Origin of the sequence: Mesorhizobium sp. CA14 (assembly GCF_020165195.1) — a bacterium.
Classification (GTDB): Bacteria; Pseudomonadota; Alphaproteobacteria; order Rhizobiales; family Rhizobiaceae; genus Mesorhizobium.
This window is the reverse complement of the sequence record NZ_JAIUHR010000019.1, coordinates 23,582-46,630: the sequence shown is the minus strand read 5'-3', so window position 1 is coordinate 46,630 and position 23,049 is coordinate 23,582. Positions and strand designations below refer to the sequence as shown.

23 protein-coding genes are annotated in these 23,049 nt (G+C 64.2%); 9 read left to right on the top strand and 14 right to left on the bottom strand.

Features of this window, described 5'->3' with window-relative positions:
- Window positions 1–177 precede the first annotated feature (177 nt).
- From LB565_RS19445 to LB565_RS19420, 6 genes are all read right to left on the bottom strand, one after another.
- Window positions 178–1,002 carry an ATP-binding cassette domain-containing protein gene (locus tag LB565_RS19445; protein WP_224586769.1) on the bottom strand — a complete coding sequence of 275 codons (825 nt, stop codon included), beginning with the start codon at window positions 1,000–1,002 and terminating at the stop codon, window positions 178–180.
- Complete coding sequence (locus LB565_RS19440) at window positions 995–1,873, bottom strand: ABC transporter ATP-binding protein (protein WP_224586768.1); 879 nt, start codon at window positions 1,871–1,873, stop codon at window positions 995–997. The genes LB565_RS19445 and LB565_RS19440 overlap by 8 nt, the downstream gene beginning before the upstream one ends.
- Window positions 1,870–2,718, bottom strand: a complete 849-nt coding sequence (locus tag LB565_RS19435) for an ABC transporter permease (RefSeq protein ID WP_224586767.1) — start codon at window positions 2,716–2,718, stop codon at window positions 1,870–1,872. The genes LB565_RS19440 and LB565_RS19435 overlap by 4 nt, the downstream gene beginning before the upstream one ends.
- Window positions 2,711–3,718, bottom strand: coding sequence for an ABC transporter permease (locus tag LB565_RS19430; RefSeq protein WP_224586766.1), 1,008 nt, complete (start codon window positions 3,716–3,718; stop codon window positions 2,711–2,713). The genes LB565_RS19435 and LB565_RS19430 overlap by 8 nt, the downstream gene beginning before the upstream one ends.
- Window positions 3,719–3,901: 183 nt before the next feature.
- A complete protein-coding gene (locus tag LB565_RS19425) occupies window positions 3,902–5,428 on the bottom strand; it encodes an ABC transporter substrate-binding protein (protein ID WP_224586765.1) in 1,527 nt (508 codons plus the stop codon).
- Window positions 5,429–5,519: 91 nt separating this feature from the next.
- Window positions 5,520–7,094, bottom strand: coding sequence for a phytoene desaturase family protein (locus tag LB565_RS19420; protein WP_224586764.1), 1,575 nt, complete (start codon window positions 7,092–7,094; stop codon window positions 5,520–5,522).
- Between the two features lie 120 nt (window positions 7,095–7,214).
- Between LB565_RS19420 and LB565_RS19415 the strand changes: the two genes are divergently transcribed.
- The 9 genes from LB565_RS19415 (at window position 7,215) to LB565_RS19380 (ending at window position 16,600) form a co-directional block, all read left to right on the top strand.
- The gene (locus LB565_RS19415; protein ID WP_224586763.1) at window positions 7,215–8,006 is read left to right on the top strand and encodes a cyclase family protein; all 792 of its coding nucleotides are present in this window, start codon (window positions 7,215–7,217) and stop codon (window positions 8,004–8,006) included.
- 190 nt (window positions 8,007–8,196) lie between these two features.
- Window positions 8,197–9,768: a phytoene desaturase family protein gene (locus LB565_RS19410; protein WP_224586762.1), complete on the top strand. Its 1,572-nt coding sequence runs from the start codon at window positions 8,197–8,199 to the stop codon at window positions 9,766–9,768.
- Window positions 9,768–10,250 (top strand): MarR family winged helix-turn-helix transcriptional regulator, encoded by a 483-nt coding sequence (locus LB565_RS19405; protein WP_224514196.1) that lies wholly within the window; start codon window positions 9,768–9,770, stop codon window positions 10,248–10,250. The genes LB565_RS19410 and LB565_RS19405 overlap by 1 nt, the downstream gene beginning before the upstream one ends.
- 45 nt (window positions 10,251–10,295) lie before the next feature.
- A complete protein-coding gene (locus tag LB565_RS19400; RefSeq protein ID WP_224586761.1) occupies window positions 10,296–12,449 on the top strand; it encodes an indolepyruvate ferredoxin oxidoreductase subunit alpha in 2,154 nt (717 codons plus the stop codon).
- The gene (locus tag LB565_RS19395) at window positions 12,442–14,019 is read left to right on the top strand and encodes an indolepyruvate oxidoreductase subunit beta family protein (RefSeq protein ID WP_224586760.1); all 1,578 of its coding nucleotides are present in this window, start codon (window positions 12,442–12,444) and stop codon (window positions 14,017–14,019) included. Before LB565_RS19400 ends, LB565_RS19395 begins: the two co-directional genes overlap by 8 nt.
- 264 nt (window positions 14,020–14,283) lie before the next feature.
- The gene (locus LB565_RS19390; protein ID WP_224586759.1) at window positions 14,284–15,225 is read left to right on the top strand and encodes a retron St85 family effector protein; all 942 of its coding nucleotides are present in this window, start codon (window positions 14,284–14,286) and stop codon (window positions 15,223–15,225) included.
- Window positions 15,222–15,659, top strand: a complete 438-nt coding sequence (locus tag LB565_RS29870; protein ID WP_263488552.1) for a reverse transcriptase domain-containing protein — start codon at window positions 15,222–15,224, stop codon at window positions 15,657–15,659. Before LB565_RS19390 ends, LB565_RS29870 begins: the two co-directional genes overlap by 4 nt.
- Window positions 15,613–16,203 (top strand): reverse transcriptase domain-containing protein, encoded by a 591-nt coding sequence (locus tag LB565_RS30055; protein ID WP_411970672.1) that lies wholly within the window; start codon window positions 15,613–15,615, stop codon window positions 16,201–16,203. Before LB565_RS29870 ends, LB565_RS30055 begins: the two co-directional genes overlap by 47 nt.
- 130 nt (window positions 16,204–16,333) lie before the next feature.
- A complete protein-coding gene (locus LB565_RS19380) occupies window positions 16,334–16,600 on the top strand; it encodes a GCG_CRPN prefix-to-repeats domain-containing protein (protein ID WP_224586758.1) in 267 nt (88 codons plus the stop codon).
- A 228-nt stretch (window positions 16,601–16,828) separates the two neighbouring features.
- Here the strand turns inward: LB565_RS19380 and LB565_RS19375 are convergent, their stop codons facing one another.
- From LB565_RS19375 to LB565_RS19340, 8 genes are all read right to left on the bottom strand, one after another.
- Window positions 16,829–18,067: a DUF1501 domain-containing protein gene (locus LB565_RS19375; protein WP_224586757.1), complete on the bottom strand. Its 1,239-nt coding sequence runs from the start codon at window positions 18,065–18,067 to the stop codon at window positions 16,829–16,831.
- A 34-nt stretch (window positions 18,068–18,101) separates the two neighbouring features.
- A complete protein-coding gene (locus LB565_RS19370; protein ID WP_224586756.1) occupies window positions 18,102–19,559 on the bottom strand; it encodes a DUF1800 family protein in 1,458 nt (485 codons plus the stop codon).
- 105 nt (window positions 19,560–19,664) lie between these two features.
- A complete protein-coding gene (locus LB565_RS19365; RefSeq protein ID WP_224586755.1) occupies window positions 19,665–19,952 on the bottom strand; it encodes a GCG_CRPN prefix-to-repeats domain-containing protein in 288 nt (95 codons plus the stop codon).
- Window positions 19,953–20,065: 113 nt separating this feature from the next.
- Entirely contained in the window at window positions 20,066–20,509 is a 444-nt protein-coding gene (locus tag LB565_RS19360; protein ID WP_224586754.1) for a periplasmic heavy metal sensor, read from the bottom strand.
- Window positions 20,506–20,955: a hypothetical protein gene (locus tag LB565_RS19355; RefSeq protein WP_224586753.1), complete on the bottom strand. Its 450-nt coding sequence runs from the start codon at window positions 20,953–20,955 to the stop codon at window positions 20,506–20,508. The genes LB565_RS19360 and LB565_RS19355 overlap by 4 nt, the downstream gene beginning before the upstream one ends.
- Before the next feature lie 74 nt (window positions 20,956–21,029).
- The gene (locus LB565_RS19350; protein WP_224586865.1) at window positions 21,030–21,572 is read right to left on the bottom strand and encodes an RNA polymerase sigma factor; all 543 of its coding nucleotides are present in this window, start codon (window positions 21,570–21,572) and stop codon (window positions 21,030–21,032) included.
- Between the two features lie 45 nt (window positions 21,573–21,617).
- Complete coding sequence (locus tag LB565_RS19345) at window positions 21,618–22,055, bottom strand: EF-hand domain-containing protein (RefSeq protein WP_224586752.1); 438 nt, start codon at window positions 22,053–22,055, stop codon at window positions 21,618–21,620.
- A gap of 156 nt (window positions 22,056–22,211) precedes the next feature.
- The gene (locus LB565_RS19340; protein WP_095766010.1) at window positions 22,212–22,400 is read right to left on the bottom strand and encodes a YodC family protein; all 189 of its coding nucleotides are present in this window, start codon (window positions 22,398–22,400) and stop codon (window positions 22,212–22,214) included.
- Between the last annotated feature and the right edge of the window lie 649 nt (window positions 22,401–23,049).

The following is a 23,049-nucleotide window of genomic DNA, read 5'->3' as shown; positions in this document are numbered from 1 at the left end:
GGCATCGGGAACGCCGGCAGGCCGGCGACCCCAAAGTCAGTATCGCGCTGGTCCGCAATTATTTCAAGCTTAAAGTTTTATAATTGAATGATCTCGGCCGGCCTGTCGCTTGGTCGGATACTCTCCAAAGCACGTCTCCTGCAGCCGGCCCTTCCCTCACCGGTCCAATCCGGCTCTTCACGCCCCGGGCGTCGGCCGCAGCCAGTCCGGATCGATTTCCGGCAGCGGAATGGCGGCGAGCAGGTCGCGCGTGTAAGTCTCCTTCGGATTGTCGAATAAGGCGTCGGTGGCGCTGGCCTCGACGATCCTGCCCTCGCGCATGACGATGACCTGCTGGCAGAGCCGCCGGATCACCGATAGGTCATGGCTGATGAAGGCGACCGTCAGCCCCATCTCGGCCGCCAGCTTTTCCAGCAGCGTCAGGATCTGCGCCTGCGTCGAGACGTCGAGGCCGGAGACGATCTCGTCGGCCAGCACGAATTTCGGCGAGAGCGCCAGGGCCCGTGCGATGCCGACGCGCTGGCGCTGGCCGCCCGACAATTCGTGGCGATAGCGGCTGGCAAAATTCTGCGGCAGGCCGACGCGCTGCAGCGCTTCCGCGACGCGTTCCTTCAGCCGGTCGCCAAGCCCGTTCTGTCGCAAGGATGCGGCGATGATGTTGAAGATCGTATGCCGCGGATTGAGCGACGACATCGGGTCCTGGAAGATCATCTGCAGGTCGCGGCGCAGCGGCCTGAGCTCGGCTTCCGAAAGACGGCTGATGTCGCGCCCCTCGAAGCCGATGAAACCCGCGCTAGGTTCGAGCAGCCGGACCAGCGCGCGCCCGAGCGTCGACTTGCCGGAACCGGATTCGCCGACGATGCCGGTCACCGATCCTTTGGGCAGGTCGAAGTCCAGCCCCATGAGGATTTCAGCCAGCGGCGCGCGGCCGATCAACGGCTTGCGCGTCATGTCGGGCAGCGCCACCTTCAGCCCGCGCACGGAAAACAGCGGCTCAGCCATGGCCGGGCCTCCAGTCCTTGTCGGCGGCGGCGATCTCCACGGCCAATCCGGCAAGCACGCTTTCGTCCACCGGCTTCAGCGAGGCGTACGGGTCGGTGTAGCGCGGTGTCGCCGCCATCAACGCGCGTGTATAGGGGTGTTGCGGTGCCGCAAACAGCGCCTCGGTCTCGGCTTCCTCGACCACCTTGCCGGCGTAGAGCACCGACACTTTCTGGCTGATCTTGGCGACCACGCCGAGGTCGTGGGTGACGAACAGGATCGCCGTGCCATGATCGCGCTGCAGTTGCGCGATGAGCCGCAGGATCTGCTTCTGCACCGTCACGTCCAGCGCCGTCGTCGGCTCGTCGGCGACAATCAATCGGGGCTCCGCCGCGAAAGCCGCCGCGATCAGCACACGTTGGCGCATGCCGCCGGACAATTCATGCGGATAACTTTTCAGCACGCGCTCGGGATCGCGGATCTGCACCTCGTCGAGCAGCTGCCTGATGCGCTGGTCCGCCCTCTCGCCGCTCCAGCCGAGGATGCGCACCAGCCGATCGGTCATCTGTGTGCCGATGCGGCGCGACGGGTTGAGCGCGGTGAGCGGATCCTGTGGGATCAGCGCCGTGCGCGCGCCGATCAGGGTTCGCCGAGCCTTCGGATCGAGGCGGCCGAGGTCCTCGCCCTCGATCAGCATCTCGCCTTCGACGATGCGCACGCTCTTCGGCAGCACGCCGAGCACCGCTTTGCCGATCATCGTCTTGCCCGCGCCGCTTTCGCCGACCAGCGCGCTGACCTCGCCCGGCTGGACGGCGAGCGACACGGAGCGCAGCACGCGCTGGCCGTTGGGCAGCACGGCGCTCAAGCGGCGGATGTCGAGGCACGCGCTCATCGCAGCACCGGATCGAAGCGCGCCTTCAGCGCCTCGCCGAACTGGCTGAAGGAAAGCACGGTGAGGATCAGCGTGATCAGCGGAAACACCAGCACCCACCAGGCCTGATGGATCGACAGCCGGCCCTCGGCGATGATGCTGCCCCAGGTCGGATCGTCGGTCGAGATCGACAGGTTGACGAAGGAGAGGATCGCCTCGACGATGACGGCGATGCCCATTTCGAGCGACAGCAGCGCCACCACCGACGGCAGCACATTGGGCAGCACTTCGCGCAGCATAATTCCCATGCGGCCATAGCCCGCGATGCGCGCGCTCTCGACATAGTCCATGCGTGCCTGGCTCATCGCTTCGGCCCGGATCACCCGGCAGAAGCGCGTCCAGTCGATGATCGCGATGGCGAGGATGACGGAGCTCAGGCCGGTACCCAGCACCGCGACCAGAAGGATCGCGAACAGCACCGGCGGGAAGGCCATCCAGACATCGACGATGCGCGAGATGATGCGGTCGGGCCAGCCGCCGAAATACCCGGCGATCAGGCCGAGCGCGGAGCCGAGCAGGCACGCGGACGTCGCCGCCGCGAAGGCGACGATGAAGGCGATGCGGCCGCCGAAGATCAGCCGCGACAACAGATCACGTCCAAGGCTGTCGGTGCCGAGCCAATAGCCGGGTTCGGCCCCGTCCAGCCAGAAGGGCGGCAGGCGTTCCAGCATCAAATCCTGCGCCAGCGGATCCTGCGGTGCGATCAATGGCGCGAATATGGCCGCGAGCAGCGCCAGCAGAAGCCAGCCACCGGCCAGCCAAAGCCTTGGGCTCAAACCTCGCCCGGCGACACTTGCCTCATCCATGGCGCAGCCTCGGATTGAGCAGCGCATACGTCATGTCGACGGCGAGGTTGATCAGCACGAAGAGCAGCGCGAAGACCAGCACGATGCCCTGGATCAGCGGCAGGTCGCGGTCGATGACGGCGTCGATCGCCATATTGCCGAGGCCTTCATAGGAGAACAGCCGCTCGACGATGACGGTGCCGCCGATGAGGAAGGTGAACTGCACGCCGACAAGCGTCAGCGTCGGCAGCACCGCGTTCTTCAGCGCCTCGCGCAGGATGACCTGCGTCTCGGAAAAACCCTTCACGCGCGCCAGCACGACATAGTCGAGGTCGAGCACCTCCTTCAGCGATTGTTTCAAGAGCTGTGCGATGATCGCCGCCAGCGGCAGCGCCAGCGCGACGGCCGGCATCAGCATATGTTTGAGCAGGTCCCAGGTGAGATCGAAGCGCAGCCTGAGAATGCTCTCGGCCAGATAGAACTGGGTGGCGAAGGGCAAATCGAGCTGCGGCGACACGCGGCCGGAAATGTCGAAGACGGGCACCAGCACGCCGAACAGCAGGATCAACACCAGGCCCCAGAGGAAATCGGGAATGGAGAGCGTCGCGCCGCTGGCGATGTCGATACCCGCTTCGACCGCCGAGCCGCGCGAGCGCGCGCCGAGAATCGCGGCGGTGACGCCGATCGCGATCGCCATCAGCAGCGCCACGGTGGCCAGCTCCAGCGTCGCCGGCAGCCGGTTGAAGACCAGGCCGAGCACGTCCTGGCGCAATGATATTGACGTGCCGAAATTCCCATGCAGCACGCCGCCGAACCAGATGAAGAATTGCTGCACGATGCTCTTGTCGAGTCCATAGAGCGCGCGCAGCCGCGCGATGTCGTCATTGCTGGCGCCGGGCGGCAGCATCATGGCGATCGGATCGCCGGGCGCCACGCGGATGACGACGAAAACGACGACGGCGACGCCGAACAACGTCACCAGCATCGTCAACAGACGAACGAAGAATCTTTGCAGCAGCATGCGGGCGTAATCACTCTAACGAACTCTCCCTCATCCGGCCGCTTCGCGGTCACCTTCTCGCCGGTGGGGAGAAGAGGCTGGCTCAGCCGTCGGCGACCTCTTCTCCCCTCGGGGAGAAGGTGGCCCGAAGGGCCGGATGAGGGGCCCTGCCGGGCGAAGACCGGCAGGGGGCAAGGCCGATAATCAGGCCGGGGTCATCAGCGCCGGCAGCAGCGCGCCGGACACATGCTGCACGACATTGACCTTCTTCGAATGCACGATCGGTTGCGCATATTGGATCAGCGGCAGCACATAGGCCTGCTCGGCGATGTATTTGTCGACCGCCTTCCAGCCGGCGATGCGCTTGGTCTCGTCCTTCTCGCCCCACAGCGGGTTAATCATGTCGATCAGGTCCTGGCTGTCCCACACCGAATGCGGGCTCGGGCCGTACATGGCAAAGCCGGTCGAGGTGGTCGGGTCGCCGATCGAGTTGCCCCAGTTGTAGAAGGCGGCCGGCGCCAGCTTGTCGGCGGCGCGCAGCTCGTAATGCTTGGCGATCTCGTAGACCTCGATATTGGCCTCGATGCCGACCTTGCGCCACATGCCGACGATCGCCTGGATCATCTCGTAGTCCTTGGGCTTGAAGCCCTTGGTGGTCTGGATCGTGAACTTGACCGGCTTCTTGGGCGAATAGCCGGAGGCGGCGAGCAACTCCTTGGCCTTCTCCGGATTGTGCTCGACTTTGATCGATGGATCGAAGGCCGTGTATTCCGGCGTCTCCAGCGTGGCGATCGGCTGGCCGTAGCCGCGCAGCAGCCGCTTGACCAGAAGCTCCTTGTCCACTGCCATAACGGCGGCCTGGCGGACGTTCTTGTCCAGCATCGCCTCGATGTCATTGAAGAAGATCATGCCGATGTCGGAAACATTCTTGATCGAGCCGGCCAGCCCGTCCTTGGCGATCAGTCGGTCATATTCCTCATAGGGGATTTCAAGCGTCACCTGCGAGGAGCCGGATTCGATCTCGGCGACGCGGCTTGCGGCGTCTGTGACGAACTTGATCGTCACATTCTCGAAGGCCGGCTTGTTGCCCCAATAATGCGGGTTGGCCTTCAGCCGCAGGAACGCATTGCGCTCGAACTTGTCGACCATATAGGGACCGGTGCCGATCGGCGCCTTCTCGAAGCCTTCCGCGCCGACCTTCTCGTAATAGGTCTTCGGCATGATGTAGCCGGTCAGGAACGACATCCACTTGAAATAGACCGGGTCGAACTGCACGACGTCGCCGGTGATCTTGTTGCCGTCGATCTTGAAGTTGTTCACGTTCTTCCAGACGAACTGGATCGGATTGCCGGTCTTCTCGTCGCCGGCCCGCTGCAGCGACCACACCACGTCCTCCGGTGTGAAGGGCGAGCCGTCATGCCATTTCACGCCGTCCCGTACCGTCATCGTCACCTTGGTGCGGTCGTCGTTCCAGCCCCATTCGGTGAGCAGGCCGGGCGTGAAGGAAAGGTCCGGCTTCTGTCCGATGATCTGGTCGAACACCGATTGATAAAGGCCCTGAATGGTCGGGTTGACGGCTGAGGGGCCGGCCGTCGGATCCCAGGAGGGCAGGTTGACGTTGTAGGCGATGGTGAGTTCGTCCGCCGCCTTTGCCGCCCCCGGCAGGCCAAACGTGGCGGCACTGAGCGCCGCTGCGCCGTACCCAAGCAAGTCACGTCTGTTGATGGTCATGGTCGTTCCCCTTGTTGGTTGTCATTTGTCCGCGCGGCCTTTTCATTCGGTGGTGGGCAACCGCGCCTTGTCCATCCCGGATTTCTTCGGCTCAACTTCCTCCCAGCTGTTGGGCGAGCATGTAGCCCGAGCCCGCGCCCGTGCCGGCGCCGGGCCATGTCGCGGCGCCGGTGAGGTAAAGATTCGAGACCGGCGTGTTCCAGCGCGCGAAGCCCCGCGCCGGGCGGAGGAGGAAATTCTGCGCCACGTGATGGCTGCCGCAGATCTGGTCGCCGCCGACGAGGTTCGGATTCTCGCGCTCGAGGTCGAGCGGCGAGAAGATCGCACGGCCGAGGATTTTTTTGCGCAATCCCGGCGCATAGCTCTCGATGATGTCGAGCACGCGCTCGGCATAGGCGTCCTTGACCGCATCCCAGTGCGCGGGCGCGATCTTGCCCGCGGCATCGCCAAAGATCTCCGCCGGCAGCATGCGCACCTGCACCCACAGCACATGCTTGCCTGGCGGCGCGCGCGACGGATCGACCGCCGTCGGCTGACCGACGACCAGCACCGGCTGGTCAGGCAGCAGCCCGGCGATCGCCTGCTGATAGACGCGCGACATGGCGTCGAGCGACGGCGCCAGATGCACATAGGCGAACTGGCGAAGCTCAGCGCCGGCGCTCCAGTCGGGCAGGTCGTCCAGCGCGATATGGATCATCATCGTGCCCGGCGCATACCGGAATGTCTTCATCGCCGCATCGAAGCCGGCGTCGCCAGAACCGTTGGGCAGCAGCCCGCCTGCCAGCGCCTTGGGCGCGACGCCGGCAATGACCGCCTTGCTTGCGGCATGGGTTTCGCCGGATGCCAGCCGCACGCCTGTCGCCTGCTCGCCGGCCACCGTGATCTCCGACACCTCCGCGCCTGTTATGATCTTACCGCCGGCCGCCTTGAGCATGCCGGCAAGCGCCCGGATGATGGTATCGGCGCCGCCTTTGCCGAGCACCATGCCGAAACTCTGATTGGCCATCGATTCCAGGTAAGGAAACACGGCGCCGCCGGCGATGTCGGGCGCGAAATCGAGATGCATGCCCCAGGCTGCGAGTGTCGTGCGTACATGCGGCGTCTCGAAATTTTGCTCGAGCCACGCGCGCGGCGATGATAGCAGCAATCGTCCCGTGTCGAGCGCGCCGGCCAGGCCCTTCTTGCGCCAGATATTCCATGCGCTGCCGGCCAGCGCCCTTGCGCTCATCGGCGAGCCCAGCAGGCGGAACAGATGCTCGGCCTCGCCTGGAAAGGCGCCGACCAGTCGGCGCCATGCGGCTGCATCCGCCGCCGAGAAGGCGGCCAGCCGCGACGCCGTCTTTTCCAGGTCGCTGCTGACGCCGAACCACTTTCCGTCCGGGAAGGCGCTGGCGAAGCAGTCGGCCACGGGCGCGAATTCCAGCCCGTGGCATTTCAATTCATTTGCATATTTCCGGTGGAAGGCGGAGCCGGCGAAGAGGCTCAAATTCATCGCGCCGAAATCGTGCCGGAAGCCGGGAAGCGTGTATTCGGCGGTCCGTACCGCGCCGCCGATTGACTCGCTGCGTTCGAAAACCGCTATTTTCCAGCCTTTGAGCGCTAAATGCGCGGCGCATGCCAGACTGTTATGGCCCGCTCCGACAAAGATGGCGTCGAACTCGCTCACGCCCCGCCCCAAAATGCTTTATGCTTAAAGATAATTGCAGATGCATATGTTTTCGTCTAGTAGGTATATTAAGGCCCGCAACGAGCCTTGATGATCATGGACAAGAGGGAACGAAAGACCATGGACACGCAGAAACTCCTCGGCGAGGTCGCCAGCCAGCTGCTTTCGGGAGGAATCAAGGTGGTCGACCTGACGGCGCCGCTCGGGCCGAACACGCCGTTGATCAAGCTGCCGCCGGAACTCGCTGTCGACACGCCGAAGGTCGAGATCCACGCGATCTCCAAATACGACAAGAACGGCCCGTGGTGGGCCTGGAACTGGCTGAAGCTCGGCGAGCATTCGGGCACGCATTTCGACGCGCCGCAGCACTGGATCACCGGCAAGGACTATCCGGACGGCGCCACCGACACAATTCCGGCGCAGAATTTCATCGGCCCGGTCAACGTCATCGACTGCTCGAAAGAAGCGGCGGCGGACCACGACTTCCTGCTCACCGTCGACCACATCAAGGCCTGGGAAGCCGAGCATGGCGCGATCAACCCCGGCGAGTGGGTGGTGATGCGCACCGACTGGTACAAGCGCAACGGCTCGGAAGCGGAGTTCCTCAATGCCAACGAGACCGGCCCGCATACGCCGGGACCGACGGCCGAGGCCATCCAATTCCTGATCGCCAAGGACATCAAAGGCTGGGGCTCGGAGACGATCGGCACCGATGCCGGCAAGGCCGGCGGCATGGAGCCGCCATTCCCGGCGCACACGCTGATGCACAAGGCCAACCGCTATGGCCTGGCCAGCCTCTGCAATCTCGACCAACTGCCCCCGAAAGGCGCGATCCTGATTGCCGCCCCGCTCAAGATAGAGCACGGCACCGGCAGCCCGATCCGCGCATTGGCGCTGGTGCCGGGCAAGTAAGGCGAGGTGGCGGTCTTCGGGAGAAGATCATGCTCGAGGGCAATGGAGTGATGGAGTCGAGGCGGCCGTTCTGTAGCGTTAGCACTCTACGGCGCCCCCCTCTGTCCTGCCGGACTGTCCGGCAGAACAGAGGGGGGCGCGAAGGAACGCGGCTTAGCCTGATTGGCCTCCCGTCATCCGGGGGCGCCCAATGACCGCCCCCGATCACATCATCGTCGGCAGCGGCATCAACGCCCTGGTCTGCGCGGCGATGCTTGGCGCCAAGGGCGCCAAGGTGCTCGTGCTCGAGCGCAACGACCGCATCGGCGGCTGTATGCGCACCGAGGAGATCACGGCGCCAGGCTTCGTCCATGACGTGATGGCCACGACCTTCGTGCTGTTCATCACCTCGCCGGCCTTTGCCGCGCTCGGCAAGGACCTTGCACGACATGGGCTGGAGTTCTGCCACATCGCCAACCCGACAGGCGTGCTCACGCCCGACGGCAGCCATGTCGTGCTCACCACCGACCGTGCCGCCAACATCGCGGCGCTCAACCGGATCGCCTCCGGCGACGGCGATCGCCACGGCACCGATGTCGGCGATATCGAGCGCAATGCGGGGCTGCTCTTCGGCCTGCTCGGCGGCGCGCTCTGGTCCTATACGACGACGAAGCTCATCGCCGGCGAGGCCTGGCGGCGCGGCCCGCGCGATCTGGCCGCCTTCATGGGCGAGGCGCTGGTGCCCGCGCGCGGCTGGCTGGAAACGACCTACACTTCCGACCTTCTCCGTGCGCTCTGGGCGCCCTGGGTGCTGCATGCCGGGCTTGGACCGGAAGACGCCTTCTCCGGCCAGATCGCCAAGGTCATCGCCTTCGCGTTGGAGGCTGCCGGCGCGCCCATAGTCAAGGGCGGCGCGAAAAACCTGCTCGCCGCTTTCGAGGCGCTGATCAGGGAACGCGGCGGCGAGATCCGCGTCAACGCCGACGTCGCCTCGGTCGTCCAGAGCGGTGGCCGCGTCTCCGGCGTGCAGCTCGCTTCCGGCGAGACGTTGAACGCCGAGAAGAGCGTCATCTGCTCGGTCACGCCAACGCAACTCTACGGTCGCCTGCTCGGCGACGCGGCTCCAAAGCGCGGCGTCGAAGCGACGCGCGTCTATCGCTACGGCAAGGGCAATTTCCAGATCCATTACGCGCTGGACAAGCCGCCCGCGTGGCGCGGCGAGGGCTTGGACAAGGTGGCGCTGCTGCATCTGACGCCGGGTTTGGATGGCGTGTCGAAGGCCTGCAACGAGGCACTGCGCGGCCTGCTGCCCGAAGTGCCGACCATCTGCGTCGGCCAGCCGCATGCGATCGACCCGTCGCGCTGCCCCGAGGGCAAGGCGATCCTCTGGCTTCAGCTTCCGGAAGCGCCGCGCCACCTCAGGGGTGATGCCGCCGGCAAGCTCGAAGCGCCCGCCGACGGCGGCTGGTCCGAAGCGCTGCGCGAAGCCTATGCCGACCGCGTCGAGGCGATCCTCGCCAACCACATCGCCGGTTTCCGCGAGAGCGTGATCGCGCGCCGTGCCTATTCGCCGGCCGATCTCGAGGCGATGAACATCAATCTTGTCGGCGGCGATCCCTATGGCGGCTCGTCCACCATCGACCAGTCGTTCCTGTGGCGGCCGTTCAAGGCGAGCCGCAACCACGAGACCGGCATCAAAGGCCTTTACCATATCGGCGCTTCCACGCATCCAGGCGCCGGCCTCGGCGGCGGCTCCGGCTTCCTGCTGGCGGGGAGGCTGTGATGGAACAGAAGCTTCCGGAAAAGCGCCAGCGCATCTCGACCCTCGGCCAGATCGGCCTGCAGCAATTCGCGCCCTATCTGATGAACCGCATCATGGGCCGCTACAACGCCACTTTGCGTGACGACTTCCGCAAGCAGGGCCTGACCATTCAGCAGGTGCGGACGCTCGCCGTGCTCTCGGTCACCGACGGCGTCACCGTCAACGACCTCTCGGTCTATACGGTGATCGAGCAGTCGACCTTGAGCCGCACGCTCGACACGCTGGAAGGCCAGGGCCTGGTGCGGCGCGAGCAAGGCGTCACCGACAGCCGCATCCGCCATGTGTTCCTGACCGATGAGGGCCGCGCGCTGTTCACCCGCGCCTGGCCGGCCATGCATGATGCGTTCGAGGCGATGTTCGACGGTGTCGACGATGCCGAATATGCCGCGCTGATCGCGATCCTGCAGAAGATGCTGAAGAACATCCGCAAGCACGACATCTGAGTTGACATACGCGCCGCCTGATTGCGGCAACGGAAGGAGGCAGAGATGGCCGAACGGTCTTTTGCCAAGGAAGTCGAAAAGCTGAGGCTTGGCGCCGGCGAGGAATTCGCCGGCGAGGGCATCCTCGCCATCACCAAGGCACTGTTGCAGTGCGGCGTCGGCTATGTCGGCGGCTACCAGGGCGCGCCGATCAGCCATCTGATGGATGTGCTGGCCGATGCGCAAGACATCCTCGGCGAGCTCGGCGTGCATTTCGAAGCGAGCGCCTCCGAGGCCACTGCCACCGCCATGCTCGCCGCCTCCGTGCACTACCCGATCCGCGGTGCTGCCACGTTCAAGTCGACGGTCGGCACCAATGTCGCATCCGACGCGCTTGCAAACCTGGCGTCCGGCGGCGTGACCGGCGGCGCGCTGATCATCGTCGGCGAGGACTATGGCGAAGGCTCCTCCATCATGCAGGAGCGCAGCCACGCCTTTGCCATGAAGAGCCAGGTCTGGCTGCTCGACCCGCGCCCGAACCTGCCGTCGATCGTCAAGGCGGTCGAGGACGGCTTCGAGCTGTCGGAGGTGTCGAATACGCCGGTGATGCTGCAGGTGCGCATCCGCTGCTGCCACGTCCACGGCCACTTCATCGCCAAGGACAACAAGCGCCCGCCTATGTCGGTGGCCGATGCGCTGTCCGCGCCGCGCCGCGACACGGGCCGCATCGTGCTGCCGCCCGCTTCATTTCTGCATGAGAAGGAGAAGATCGCCAAGCGCTGGCCGGCGGCGGTGGAGTTCATCAAGAGCCGCAAGATCAACGAGATGTTCGGGCCGGACCACGGCTCGGTCGGCATCGTCATGCAGGGCGGCATGTATAATTCGGTCGTCCGCGCGCTGCAGCGGCTCGGCCTTGCCGACACCTATGGCGACACCGACGTGCCGCTTTATGTGCTGAACGCCGTCTATCCGCTGGTCGACGACGAGTTCCTCGCCTTCTGCGAAGGCAAGCAGGCGGTGCTGGTGGTCGAGGAGGGCCAGCCCAATTATATCGAGCAGGCCTTTGCCGCGATGCTGCACAAGGCGGGCCGCGGCACGAAGCTGGTCGGCAAGGAGCATCTGCCGATGGCCGGCGAATATACCGGGCAGGTCATGCTCGACGGCATCGGCTCCTTCCTGCGCGCCAACGCCCCGCACCTGCTGCCTGGCGAAGTCCGCGCGCCGAACAAGTTGGGCGAAGGGGTCGACACGGCCGACCTTATCAATGTCGTTCCCGGCCGGCCGCCGGGCTTCTGTATCGGCTGTCCCGAGCGGCCGATCTTCGCCGCGACGAAGCTGGTCGAGCAGGAGCTCGGCAAGCACCACATCGCCTCCGACATCGGCTGCCATCTGTTCTCGATCATGCCGCCCTTCGAGCTCGGCGCCACCACCATGGGCTATGGGCTGGGGCCGGCCTCGGCTTCGGCGTTCAACTCGCCCGATGCCAAGCGCCGGTCGATCTCCTTCGTCGGCGACGGCGGCTTCTGGCACAACGGCCTGACCTCCTCGATCGGCAATGCCGTCTTCAATAAGAATGACGGCGTCATCGTCATCGTCGACAATTTCTATTCGGCCGCCACCGGCGGGCAGGACATCCTGTCCTCGCGCGCCTCAAACCGCACCAAGTCGACCAAGCATCCGATCGATGAAGCGGTGAAAGGCATGGGCGTCAAATGGCTGCGCCACATCGACCGCACCTATGATGTCGGCAAGATGCGCGACACGTTGCGCGATGCGCTGACCACCGAGGAGAAGGGTCCGAAGGTCATCGTCGCCTCGTCCGAATGCATGCTCAACCGCCAGCGCCGCGAAAAGCCGCTGGTCGACAAGGCGATCAAGGGCGGCGAGCGCGTGGTGAAGCCGAAATTCGGCGTCGACGAGGACATCTGCACGGGCGACCACGCCTGCATGCGGCTGTCCGGCTGCCCGTCTCTGTCGGTCAAGTCGCTCGACGATCCGCTGCGCGACGATCCGGTCGCCTCGATCGACCAGAATTGCGTCGGCTGCGGCAATTGCGGCGAGGTGGCGGATGCCGCCGTGCTTTGCCCGTCCTTCTACCGCGCCGATGTCGTCCACAATCCCGGGCGCTGGGACCGTTTCGTGGAAAGCGCGCGGCGCGCCGTGATCGGTCTTTTGCAGCGTCGCCGGGAGAGCCGCCGCTTGATGTTCGCCGATGCTTGACCAGGCCTCTCCCCTGCGCCCGAAGGCGGGAGCCTCTGACGACGAGCAGGTGATAAAGCTCGCCGTGCTCGCGGTCGGCGGCCAGGGCGGCGGCGTGCTTGCCGACTGGATCACCGACGTCGCCGAGCGCAACGGCTACATCGCGCAATCGACCTCGGTGGCCGGCGTCGCGCAGCGCACCGGCGCCACGATCTATTACATCGAGATGGCCCGCGACACCGGCCGGCTGCCGGTCTTCGCGCTGTCGCCGTCGCAGGGCGACGTCGACATATTGATCGCCGCCGAATTGATGGAGGCCGGCCGTGCCATCATCCGCGGTTTCGTCACGCCTGAGCGCACCACGCTGATCACGTCCTCGCACCGCATCGCCGCCGTCTCGGAAAAGATCGAGCCAGGCGACGGCCGCGCCTCGTCGGAAAAAGTGCATGCGACGGCGCAAGCGGCGGCCAGGCGCTTCATCGCCTTCGACATGGAAAAGATTGCCGCCGACAACGGCACGATGATCTCGGCCAGCCTGCTCGGCGCGCTGGCCGGCTCCGACGCGCTGCCCTTCACCCGGGAAAGCTACGAGAAGGCGATCGGCGCCGGCGGTCGTGGCGTCAAGCCGAGCCTCGCCGCCTTCGGCGCTGCTTACGATCGCGCGCGCGGGATTGCGGCAGCGCCGGCCGACGATAAGAGGGCGAAGCCGGCCGCGGCCGAACCCAAGTCGACGGCGAAGGTCAGCGGACCGGAAACCCTCCTCAAGGGCTGGCAGGAGCTTGCTGGTCGCGTCGCGGCGCTCCCGGAGCCCGTGCGCGACATGGTCGAGCGCGGGCTGAAGAAGGTCGTCGATTACCAGGACATCGCCTACGGTGGCGAATACCTCGACCGGTTGGGCAGAGCGGTGGCGCTGGACAATGCGGAGCGCGGCTACGCGCTGTCGATCGCCGCAGCAAAGCACCTCGCCAACGCTATGTGCTATGACGACATGATCCGCGTCGCGGATTTGAAGACACGCTCGACGCGAGACAAGCGGGTGCGCAAGGAGGTCGGTGTCAGGGAAGGTTCGGTCCTGCAGGTCACCGAATATTTCCATCCGCGCATCGAGGAATTCTGCGGCACCTTGCCGGTGGGGCTCGGCAGCTACATCGAGAACCGACCAAAACTCGCCGCCTTCCTGGACCGCCGCATCAATCGCGGCCGCCGCATCCGCACCGACAGTTTCACCGGCTTCGCCATGCTGTGGTTCGTCGGCGGCCTGCGCCGCTGGCGCCGCCGCCTGCTGCGCCACAAGGTCGAGGTCGAGCATCTGGAGCGCTGGTACGGCCTAGCGCTGAGCCATGCTCAACAAGACTACGCTTTGGCCACCGAAATCCTCAACTGCCGCCGCCTGATCAAGGGCTACAGCGACACCCATGCCCGCGCCCAGTCGAAATTCGACCGCGTGCTCTCGGCGCTATCCATGCTCGAGGGCAGGGAGGACGCCGCCGACTGGATCCGCCGCCTGTGCGAGGCGGCGCTGAAGGACGAGAAAGGCGACATGCTGGACGGCGCGTTGAAGACCGTGGCGACGCTCAACGGCGTCCTATAGCTCTGCCATCAAGTTTTGCACAGGACTTGCCAGGCCCTGTATTGACGAACGGGTTATTTCTTTTCACTAATCACAAACTCTTTACGCGAAAGGAGTCGGTCGCAACGATCCTTCTCTTGTCGGGCGCTTAGCCAGACATCCTGTTATTGTGGGCGTTTATCGGTATGAACAAGCCCGAGGAGGCCATCTCTCGTCGCCTTCGCTCCTCGCCTGCGGCCGATGCCCTCCTCGAACTAGTTCATACCTCTCAAAGGTAAAGAGTGCTTGATTACCGAATTGGGCCGATGGTTTTCTGATCTAAACCTGGAGTTGCTGCGGGTAACGCGGCCTTCAAAATTTCTATTTTTATGTGGAGGGGCTCGCGAAACAAGGCCCAAGGCGCGTGCTGCCAATCTTAGGGATTATATACTGCGTGTAAGACCTTTTCGAACCCCTCACACTATTGTTTTGGCCGAAGAGGCTACCCAGCTATACCGTGATACGGCTTACGACGATTTGATAACGTTTGAAGAGGACATTGCCAGAATTGCTGCCGTTGTGCTCGTGATAGCGGAGAGCGCGGGATCACTTGCCGAACTGGGTGCTTTTACTGCCAATGACACTATCCGAGAGTCGTTGCGGGTGGTTATTCCGCGCCATCATGAAACCGCCGAGTCTTTTGTCAGATACGGTCCCATTCAGCGTTTAAAGAATGAAAAAAGAGGAAAACTTGGCGTTTATCCCTGGACGGTTCATGCAAAAGGCGGACTCAATGTAAGTTCGATAAGGCCGCACTATGGAAGCCTAGTTAGCTTCATTCGGGATAACTTAGATAACACTCCAATCTCCATTCCATACAAAAACTTAAATGAATCGCGATTATTCTACATAGTTTACTGGATAATATATGTAAGCGTTGCAATTACTCCATCTCTCTTGTATGAGTGCGTTCGAATAATTGAGCCAACCGCAGATGACAAACAGATAAGAAACAAGGTTTACTGTCTGCAGCTTGCAAAATGGATTGAAAGGTATTCGTATTCCGACAACGATTACTTCTTTACGAGGTTCAGCGATGAACCATTTGTATATCGATACAAAGCCGGTTTCGCAGATACCTCAAATATTCGGCGAAAATTGGCTGTGGCTGATGCGCTTAAAAAAATCCATCCTATCCCACGCTATGTCTCAAGGATAGCCAATGAAGCGAGAGGTTTGGCTACATGAGCCTAATCTTGGAGTTAGCGGAGGCCACCGGCTTAAGCGGTAGTGACATTGAGCGCGTGATTCGTACGGCGCCAGCTCGTTATAAAGTTTATCCAATAAAAAAACGAAACGGAGGATTTCGGATAATAGCGCAGCCATCTCGAGAATTGAAGGTAATACAGCATTATATCTTAAAAGAGAAACTTAAAGACTTTCCTGTCCATGACTGTGCTATGGCCTATGAGAAGGGAAGAAACATATTTGAAAACGCCACGTCCCATACGATGGCGCGTGTGCTGATGAAGTTAGATTTCAAGGATTTCTTCCCGTCAATTAAGGTGAGAGACTGGGAGCGGTTTTTAGCTGCGTCTAGCCTAGATGCTATTCCGTTAAACGAGATCGGTCTGTATTCTAAGTTATTATTTTGGGGAGAAAAAAAGGTCAACAGTTGCTAGGTGTCTTTCAATTGGGGCGCCGACTTCTCCAAAAGTTTCTAACATCCTCTTATATGATTTCGATGCTGCCATGTCTGAAAAGGCGAATTCCTTGGGCATCTCATACACGCGGTATGCAGACGACATTACCATTTCTGGAAATAGGTCGGACGAAATATTGTTACTGGAAAAGGAAGCCAAGAGTATTATAAGAAGAATGGCGCACCCGAAGCTGACGTTCAATGACGCGAAGCGTGGAATTTACGCTAGGGGTCGGCGTCAGATGGTGACAGGCCTAATAGTTACTCCTCAGGCCGTTGTTTCCATCGGGAGAGAAAGAAAACGGGCGATTTCCTCGCTTCTTCATAGGTCGTCATTAGGCCAACTCGATAGTGATAGGCGTAGCTTGTTGAAGGGACTTCTTGGGTTCTGTGCTGCCAACGAACCCGATTTCATTGGGCGTCTCCGTAATAAATACGGGAACGACGCTGTCGCTGCGGCTATGAAGTTTCATGCTCCAAAGAGAGCAAGAGTTCAGGCTCCCCAACCGTCTGATCTCTTCTGAGCAGCGACGACAGTAGCGACGCTAAACGAAGGCGCCGCCTGCTAACGAAGACGTGATCTGCACCGCTCCGACGGAATTCGGCCCTGTCCTCCGTTTCACGGAGGCAGGGACAAATTTACGGAGACAACGCATGTTCGCAAAATACTTTCTGCCTCTCGCCATGGCTGCCGGCACGCTGATGCTGCCCAGTGTCGGCTCGCAGGCCATGCCGATGGCCAAGCCCGATGCTGCGCCGCTGCCCATCGAAACCGTCGGCTGGCGCTGCGGTCCCGGCTGGCACGTGAACCGCTGGGGCAATTGCGTGCCCAACGGCCGCCGGTTCATCCGGCCCGTGCGCCATTGGCATCCTGGCTTCTGGGCGCATCACCGCTGGCACCCCGGCTATTGGAGCTGGTGATCCGTCGAGAGGATCGACGCCCCGCGCCGGAAACGGCGCGGGCGTTTTTTGTTAAGCTCCCATGCAGTTCATTCGGTGGGCCTTCGCGCCAGCGATCGTGATTGGCCGAAGCCTCTCAGCCTCGTCATCCACGGGTCTGCGCTGCGTCGCTTCGCTCCCGCTCCCGCTCCGCCCATGGATGACCAACTGACTGGCGCCGGAGCCTATCCCTGACAGGCAAGTCGAGGCTCACGCCACCAAGTCCCGCATCGGCTTCACCGCAGCAGACTCCGGAAACACCTTGTCGCCGAGCACCGCCGGCGACAGCCCGAACTGGTCGGCCAGCAGCCCCTTCAGCACCGCGCGCACATCGCTGGTCGGCGTCAGGTCGCGGCCTTCGTAGAGCTGCGCCGGCTTAAGTCCCGGCCAGTCGGCGACGACGCGGCCGCCCTTAATCGCGCCGCCGGCCAGAAGCACCACCGTGCCGGTGCCGTGATCGGTGCCGACAGTGCCGTTGATGCGCGCCGTGCGGCCGAACTCGGTGATGGCGACGACCGCCGTGCCCTTCCAACGCTCGCCGAGTCCCTTCTCGAACTCCTCGAAGGCGCCGTCGAGGCCGCCGAGCAGGTTGGCGAGCCGGCCGGTGGCGCCGCCTTCGTTGACATGCGTGTCCCAGCCGTCGAAGGCGAGCGCTGCGATGCGCGGCCCGTCATCGGCCGCCATCAGCCTTGCGGCGCCTTGCGCCGACTGCCGCATGCCGGCGGCGTTGTCGAGGCCGCCCTTAGGCTTCATCGTCTTGCCGTCGAGTTGGTCGCCCAGCGCCATGCGGTCGGCGTCGAGCCCTTTCTGAAGTGCGGCCGCCAGCACAGGATCGCGATGGTTGTAGAGGTCGAGCACCCGCTCGGCCAAGGCGTCGCCGGGCGTCGGCAGCGCCTGCGGCGCCCAGCCGAGCACCGGGGCGCCGCCGCGGATCACCAGCGGCGTCGAAGGCCCGACTGCCAGCCCACCGAGCTTTGCCACGCGCTCGCCCGCCGGCAGGCTGGCCAACGCCCGGTTGAGCCAGCCGGTCGCGGCGTTGCCGGGGCCCGGCAGGCCGCTTTCCAGCACGTCCTGCCCGTCGAAATGCGAGCGGTCGCGGTAGCCGGTCGCCGCCGCATGCACGACCGCCGCCCGGCCCGCCTTGAACAGGCGCGCAAACACCGGCATCGCCGGGTTGACGGCGAAGAAACCGTCAAGCGGCAATGCCGGGTTGGCGCCTGAGAGCGAAAGCGCGATATCGCCATGCAGGCCGGCATAATCCGGATCGCCGACCGGACCGACCGTCGACAGCCCGTCCAGCGCGCCGCGCAGCACGATGACGATCAGGCGGGGGTCGCGATTGTCGGCCGCGCGGGCAAAGCGCGGCAGATAGGCCCAGGCAAACAGCGCGCCGCCGCTCATCAGCACCGCGCGGCGGGACAGGCTGGGGGTTTCGCAAAGAAGGCTCATGGCCGCATCTCCATCACTGTTACCGGCGCTGGAATTACCGGCGCTGGAATTCCGGCGCCATCAACAGCAGCGCCAGGCCTTGCTGCTTGGACTCCGCGCGTGAAATCGCCTGTCGTGTCTCGGCCGAGGCGGACGTGCCGATCAGCGACGCCAGCATCTCGTCGGGATCGCCGATATCGTCCGCCTGCTTCGCCGCCTGCCAGGCGATGTCCAGCCGCGTCTTGAGGCCCTCGGCCGAGGCCCATGCATCCGTTTGGTCGGAAAAGCCGTTCGGCCCCGGCGGTCGCCACAGCGGCTCGCCGAGCATGTTCAGCCAGCCGAGCGATCGTTGCGGTTCGTTGCCGGCGGTGGCGCCGACCGCCCGCCGCAGCGCCACGACATAGTCCGAGGGCGAGCGCAGCTTCGTGAGCGGCGTCGACCAGGTTTCGGGCATGTCGATCAGCGTCAACGCGATCGAGCGCAGGTCGCCGTCGGTCTTAGTGAAGACCGTGGCCAGACGGGCGACGGCTGCCGGGGGCGGATCGTCCGCGATGAAATGCCGGGCAAGTTTGCTGGCGATGTGCTGCGCGGTGGCCGGGTGGCGGGCAATGTCGTTGAGCGCCGCCTCTGCCTGGCCCATGCCGCCGTCGGGATAGGTCTTGCCGAGCAGCACCGCCTGGCCCGGCTGGTGCGCATTGGCGTTGAAGACGAAGCTTCCCGGCTCTCCCAGCCGCCCCTCGCGCCCGGCCATCGTCCAGCCGGTCAGCATGGCGGCGAAACTGGTGACGTCGCCCTGGGCATAGCCGCTGCCGACGCCCAGCGTGTGCAGCTCCAGGATCTCGCGAGCGAGATTCTCGTTGAGGCCCCGTCCGCGCCGCTTGCCGGCGCGGGAATCGGGGCCGATGGACTGCCGGTTGTCGAGATAGAACAGCATGGCCGGATGGTGCTCGACGGCCAAAAGCATGTCGGCGAAGCGGCCGAGCACGAAGGGCCGGATCGCCTCGCGCTCGAAGGCCCCGGCGCAGGCCCGCACGACCGGCGCCTTGGCGACGGAGACGCAGAAATGGTTCGACCAGAAACCGACCAGGCGCTCCACAAAGCCGGGCGCCGCCGTGAGCGCCTTGTCGAACCGGGCCTGCGCCTCGTCGCGATAGATATCGGCCTCGACACGCGGCACCGCGGGTTTGGTTTTTGCCACCGCCGGGCCGGCTGGATCATCCGCTGCCATCGGCTGCGTGACGGCAGCCGCCCTCTCGTCGCGCGCCGCCTTGCGCTCCATGGCTGCCGCCATGCTGGCCTGGATCGCCGCAGTGCTGTCCAGCAGCCCGGCATTCCGTGGGTCGTCGGGGGAAATGAGCGCGATGTCCTGCTGCTTGAGCTCGGCCTTGAGATAGCCGCGCGGATCGGCGGCGATTTTTCCGAAATCGTCGCCGGGTTTTGCGCCGAGGCCGAAGCGGTGGAGCGCCACCAGCGCCGGATCAGGCGGCACGGACTTTGAAACCGGTGTGGCCAACGAAGCCTCCGTCCGAGCCCGACGCAGATCGCGCCGGGCGACATGTTGCATGATCGCAAGAGCGCTCATGACGCCGGCCGCAGCACCGGCGTCATGAGCAGGTCATCACCAGCGGCGCCAGTGGTGCCAGCGGTGGTAAGGATGCCAGGCCGGGCCGATATAGACGCGCGGCCCGCCCCAGTAATAATAACCGGGGTAGATCACGCGGCGGTTGGGGACGCAGCGGCCCCAATAGTTGGGATGCCAGCCCGGGCCGCAGCCCCAGGCGACATGCTCGATAAGCGCCGGCGAGGATGCAAGCGGTGCGATCGGCATCGCCGAGGCGGCGCTTGCGGCGGTCGTTCCGCCGATGGCGAGCGCTGCTGCGAGCGAATATTTCGTCAGACTGTTCATCAGATACTCCCGAGAGTTTCGAGGTTGAAGAGAACCCTGCCCGCCGCCGAAGGCGGCCGCAGGCCTGTCCCTCTTTCCCTTGAACGGAGCGCGGTCGCCCTTTCCGTCGCCGCTTATGGCGATTTTTTTTCAGGCGGCGGCTGCCGGCCGGCGCGTCGCAACAAGGCATCCGCCAGCAGCCGGCGGTCCTCCGGCGAGCCCGATGCGGCAAATTCGATGATGCGCTGCTCCAGCCTGGTGCGAACAGTAAGATCGGCATTGCGCGCCCGCTCCAGGGCGGCGGCAAGCGCATTGGTGTCGAGAGTCGGCTGTTGCAGAAGGTTCGCCGCCTCGCGCCGCGCGGCCTGTCCGTCGAGGATCACGTCCCGCGACTCCCGGCGCACCTCGCGCAACGCCTGGCGGAAGACCTTGCGGTCGGCCGCCGGCAACCTGCCGCCGGCCGATTCCAGCGAATAGCCCGGATTGGACTTGCCGATCAGCCAGCCCGCTCCGCCCGCGAGCGCGCCGATCAGAAAGACATTGAGCACCAGGGATGCCGCGACAAGACGGGGGTTCATAGATCCTCCTCGGTTTGGTCGGCATCGGGGCCGGCGTCGCCGAAAGACGTCGCATTGGCGTCCATCACATAATGATCGGGCTGGATATCCGGGCTGACGACGGTCACCAATGCCAGTCCGGCCACGGCGCCAGCCAGCCCGGCGCCCGCAAGCCCGAAGCCCAGCCACCAGAACCGCCGGCGGCGCTCCTGCCTGACCTCGGTCGCGGCGCGGGCAACGATCATGCGATGCAGTGTCGGGCCGGGTGCTTCGACCCGATGCCGGTCGAGCATGGCGTCGAGCCTGCCGGCGCGCGCCAGGATGGCGAGGCCTTGCTCGGTCTCGGCAAACAGCATCGCTGCGGCCTGATCGGCCGGCGGCCAGCGGTGCAAGGCGCTGCCATAGGCATCCGCCAGCGCGGCGAAGCGCTTGGCATCCATCGGCCCTTCCGTTCTCTTCTCAGCCATCCCGTTCCCCCTTCCGCCGTTCCGACATGGCCCCCCACGTCCTGGGCCGCGAAGCCGGCAATGCCCTTGCTGTCTCAGTCATCGCCATCGTCTCCAACGAGCATGGCCTGCAAAGCGCGCCGGCCGCGCGCGAGCAAGCTTTCCAGCGCATCGACGCTGACTTGCATGGCGCCGGCGGCCTCGACGTTGGACAGCTCCTGATAATACACCAACACGATCGCCTCGCGCTGGCGCGGCGCGATGCGCTGCAGCGCCTGGTTGACCTTGCGCTCTTCGTCGCCCGGCATGGCATCGGGAAGCGGCGCCTCGTCCGCCACCTCCGGCAGCTCGTCGATCGTTCGTTCGCGCCGGCGCCGCAGCCGGTCGTAGCAGAGGTTGAGCGCCACCCGGTGGATCCAGGTGTCGAAGCGTGCGTGCCCCTGGCGCCAGCCCGATGCGTGGCGCCAGATGCGCACGAAAGTCTCCTGGGCGACGTCCTCGGCCTCCGCCGGGTCGCCGAGCATCCTTGTGGCCAGGGCCAGGATGCGCGGCAGCTTGCGCGCCACCATCGCCTGCACGGCGGCGGGGTCGCCGGCGCCGATGCGGCGTACCAGTTCCTCGTCCGGATCGGCGCCCATCAACAGGGGCGCTCCCATGTGTCATTGCGCGGCATAACCTCGTGGTCATTGCTCCTCATTGGGAGCGGTTTTGTGGCCTGGCCTCTCGTCGGCGCTGAGCACGCCGTCGCTATTCTTGTCGAGCCTGGCGAAGCGCTTGGCGAGGAAGGCGTCGAGCTCGCCCTTGTCGACGAAGCCGTCCTTGTTGGTGTCCATGCCCGCGAAGGATTTGGCAGGATCGGCCTTGGCCTTGCGCGCGGTCTGGAAAGCGGTCCATTCGGCGAGGCTGACCTTGCTGTCATTGTCGCTGTCGGCCCGCGTGAACGCCTTTTCCCGACGCGCCTCGAACTTTTCCAGCGTCAGGCCGGACTTGGTGAGGTCGGACTTGGCGGCCGGAGCCGAGGTGCTCGGCGCCGTCTGGGCCGGGGCAGGGGCCGTTGTCTGGGCAACCGCGGCAGCGGTCTGCAGGCCAAGGGCAACGACGAATAGGGTGGGGCGGATCATGCTCTCGTCTCCGGTTGGACGTGGCCATTGGCGGCCACGCTTCAGCCATTGAACGCGAGGCAAAGCAAAATCCGTCGGTCCTTTTTCGACCGGACGACAAGCCTACCGGATCCGACGCAGCCGGATCGAAGGATTCCTAAGGGCAGAAGGCGACGACTATCTCGGCTGGTCGACCGCCACCAGCTGGTCCTGCTTGAAGCCTGCATGCTGCGGCGTCCAGACGTCGCCCTCGCGGTTGAACCAGTGGCACAGATACGTGCCGGAAGCCGCCCCGTCGCTGACAGTCATTTCCGGGCCTCCGGATTTCAGCCTGACGACGTCTCCGGTCTTGAAACTATTGGGCATTTCGACCTCCCATGCTGACAAAGGGAGTTTCCCACCAACAGCTACTCCCGACAATGGCCGAGATGCGCCGATGACGTGGTGCAGGGCTGCGAAGGCGTGAAAATGATGCCGCTTGTGAGACACGCCGGTAGCACGGAAGGCGTGGCCGAATCATTTCGGGGCCTTGGAGCCGAAGCGCGCGGCCCGATAGCTCCTTGGGTTCAATCGGTGTCGCGCTGTGGGGCCGGCGGCTGTGCCGATTGGCTGTCTTCTCCGGCCGGGCGGACGGTCATGGACCTCTCATCGGGCCACAAAGCTTGTGCCTTCATCACCGCTGCCAAAAGATTGTCGGCTTCAACGCTTCCGATTTCAGTTAGAAGCGGGCTGTTGCCCCCACCTCCGAAATCGACGTGATAGACCGTCCAACTCCTCATGGCATTTCCGACAAACTACGTCTTGGCACAGGCACGCGGATGGAAGCCCGGCTCGCGTTTGTGGTTAGGATTTGAGGTCCGCAAGCCGGGCATGCACCGACCGATAGGGCGGGGGGCTTGGGGGTTATCAGCCGGTGCGATCGCGAGACTGTCTGATTTGCCTGCAAGCCCACAATCGACCGAGGTCCATCCTGACGAGCGCAATGGTCCGAAAGGACAAAAGATATAGCCCCTTA

Bases quoted from the DNA above. Each gene is read 5' to 3' on its own strand.
- LB565_RS19445 (WP_224586769.1), bottom strand. From the start codon at position 1,002: ATGGCTGAGCCGCTGTTTTCCGTGCGCGGGCTGAAGGTGGCGCTGCCC.
- LB565_RS19440 (WP_224586768.1), bottom strand. From the start codon at position 1,873: ATGAGCGCGTGCCTCGACATCCGCCGCTTGAGCGCCGTGCTGCCCAAC.
- LB565_RS19435 (WP_224586767.1), bottom strand. From the start codon at position 2,718: ATGGATGAGGCAAGTGTCGCCGGGCGAGGTTTGAGCCCAAGGCTTTGG.
- LB565_RS19430 (WP_224586766.1), bottom strand. From the start codon at position 3,718: ATGCTGCTGCAAAGATTCTTCGTTCGTCTGTTGACGATGCTGGTGACG.
- LB565_RS19425 (WP_224586765.1), bottom strand. From the start codon at position 5,428: ATGACCATCAACAGACGTGACTTGCTTGGGTACGGCGCAGCGGCGCTC.
- LB565_RS19415 (WP_224586763.1), top strand. From the start codon at position 7,215: ATGGACACGCAGAAACTCCTCGGCGAGGTCGCCAGCCAGCTGCTTTCG.
- LB565_RS19410 (WP_224586762.1), top strand. From the start codon at position 8,197: ATGACCGCCCCCGATCACATCATCGTCGGCAGCGGCATCAACGCCCTG.
- LB565_RS19405 (WP_224514196.1), top strand. From the start codon at position 9,768: ATGGAACAGAAGCTTCCGGAAAAGCGCCAGCGCATCTCGACCCTCGGC.
- LB565_RS19400 (WP_224586761.1), top strand. From the start codon at position 10,296: ATGGCCGAACGGTCTTTTGCCAAGGAAGTCGAAAAGCTGAGGCTTGGC.
- LB565_RS19395 (WP_224586760.1), top strand. From the start codon at position 12,442: ATGCTTGACCAGGCCTCTCCCCTGCGCCCGAAGGCGGGAGCCTCTGAC.
- LB565_RS29870 (WP_263488552.1), top strand. From the start codon at position 15,222: ATGAGCCTAATCTTGGAGTTAGCGGAGGCCACCGGCTTAAGCGGTAGT.
- LB565_RS19380 (WP_224586758.1), top strand. From the start codon at position 16,334: ATGTTCGCAAAATACTTTCTGCCTCTCGCCATGGCTGCCGGCACGCTG.
- LB565_RS19375 (WP_224586757.1), bottom strand. From the start codon at position 18,067: ATGAGCCTTCTTTGCGAAACCCCCAGCCTGTCCCGCCGCGCGGTGCTG.
- LB565_RS19365 (WP_224586755.1), bottom strand. From the start codon at position 19,952: ATGAACAGTCTGACGAAATATTCGCTCGCAGCAGCGCTCGCCATCGGC.
- LB565_RS19360 (WP_224586754.1), bottom strand. From the start codon at position 20,509: ATGAACCCCCGTCTTGTCGCGGCATCCCTGGTGCTCAATGTCTTTCTG.
- LB565_RS19355 (WP_224586753.1), bottom strand. From the start codon at position 20,955: ATGGCTGAGAAGAGAACGGAAGGGCCGATGGATGCCAAGCGCTTCGCC.
- LB565_RS19350 (WP_224586865.1), bottom strand. From the start codon at position 21,572: ATGGGCGCCGATCCGGACGAGGAACTGGTACGCCGCATCGGCGCCGGC.
- LB565_RS19345 (WP_224586752.1), bottom strand. From the start codon at position 22,055: ATGATCCGCCCCACCCTATTCGTCGTTGCCCTTGGCCTGCAGACCGCT.
- LB565_RS19340 (WP_095766010.1), bottom strand. From the start codon at position 22,400: ATGCCCAATAGTTTCAAGACCGGAGACGTCGTCAGGCTGAAATCCGGA.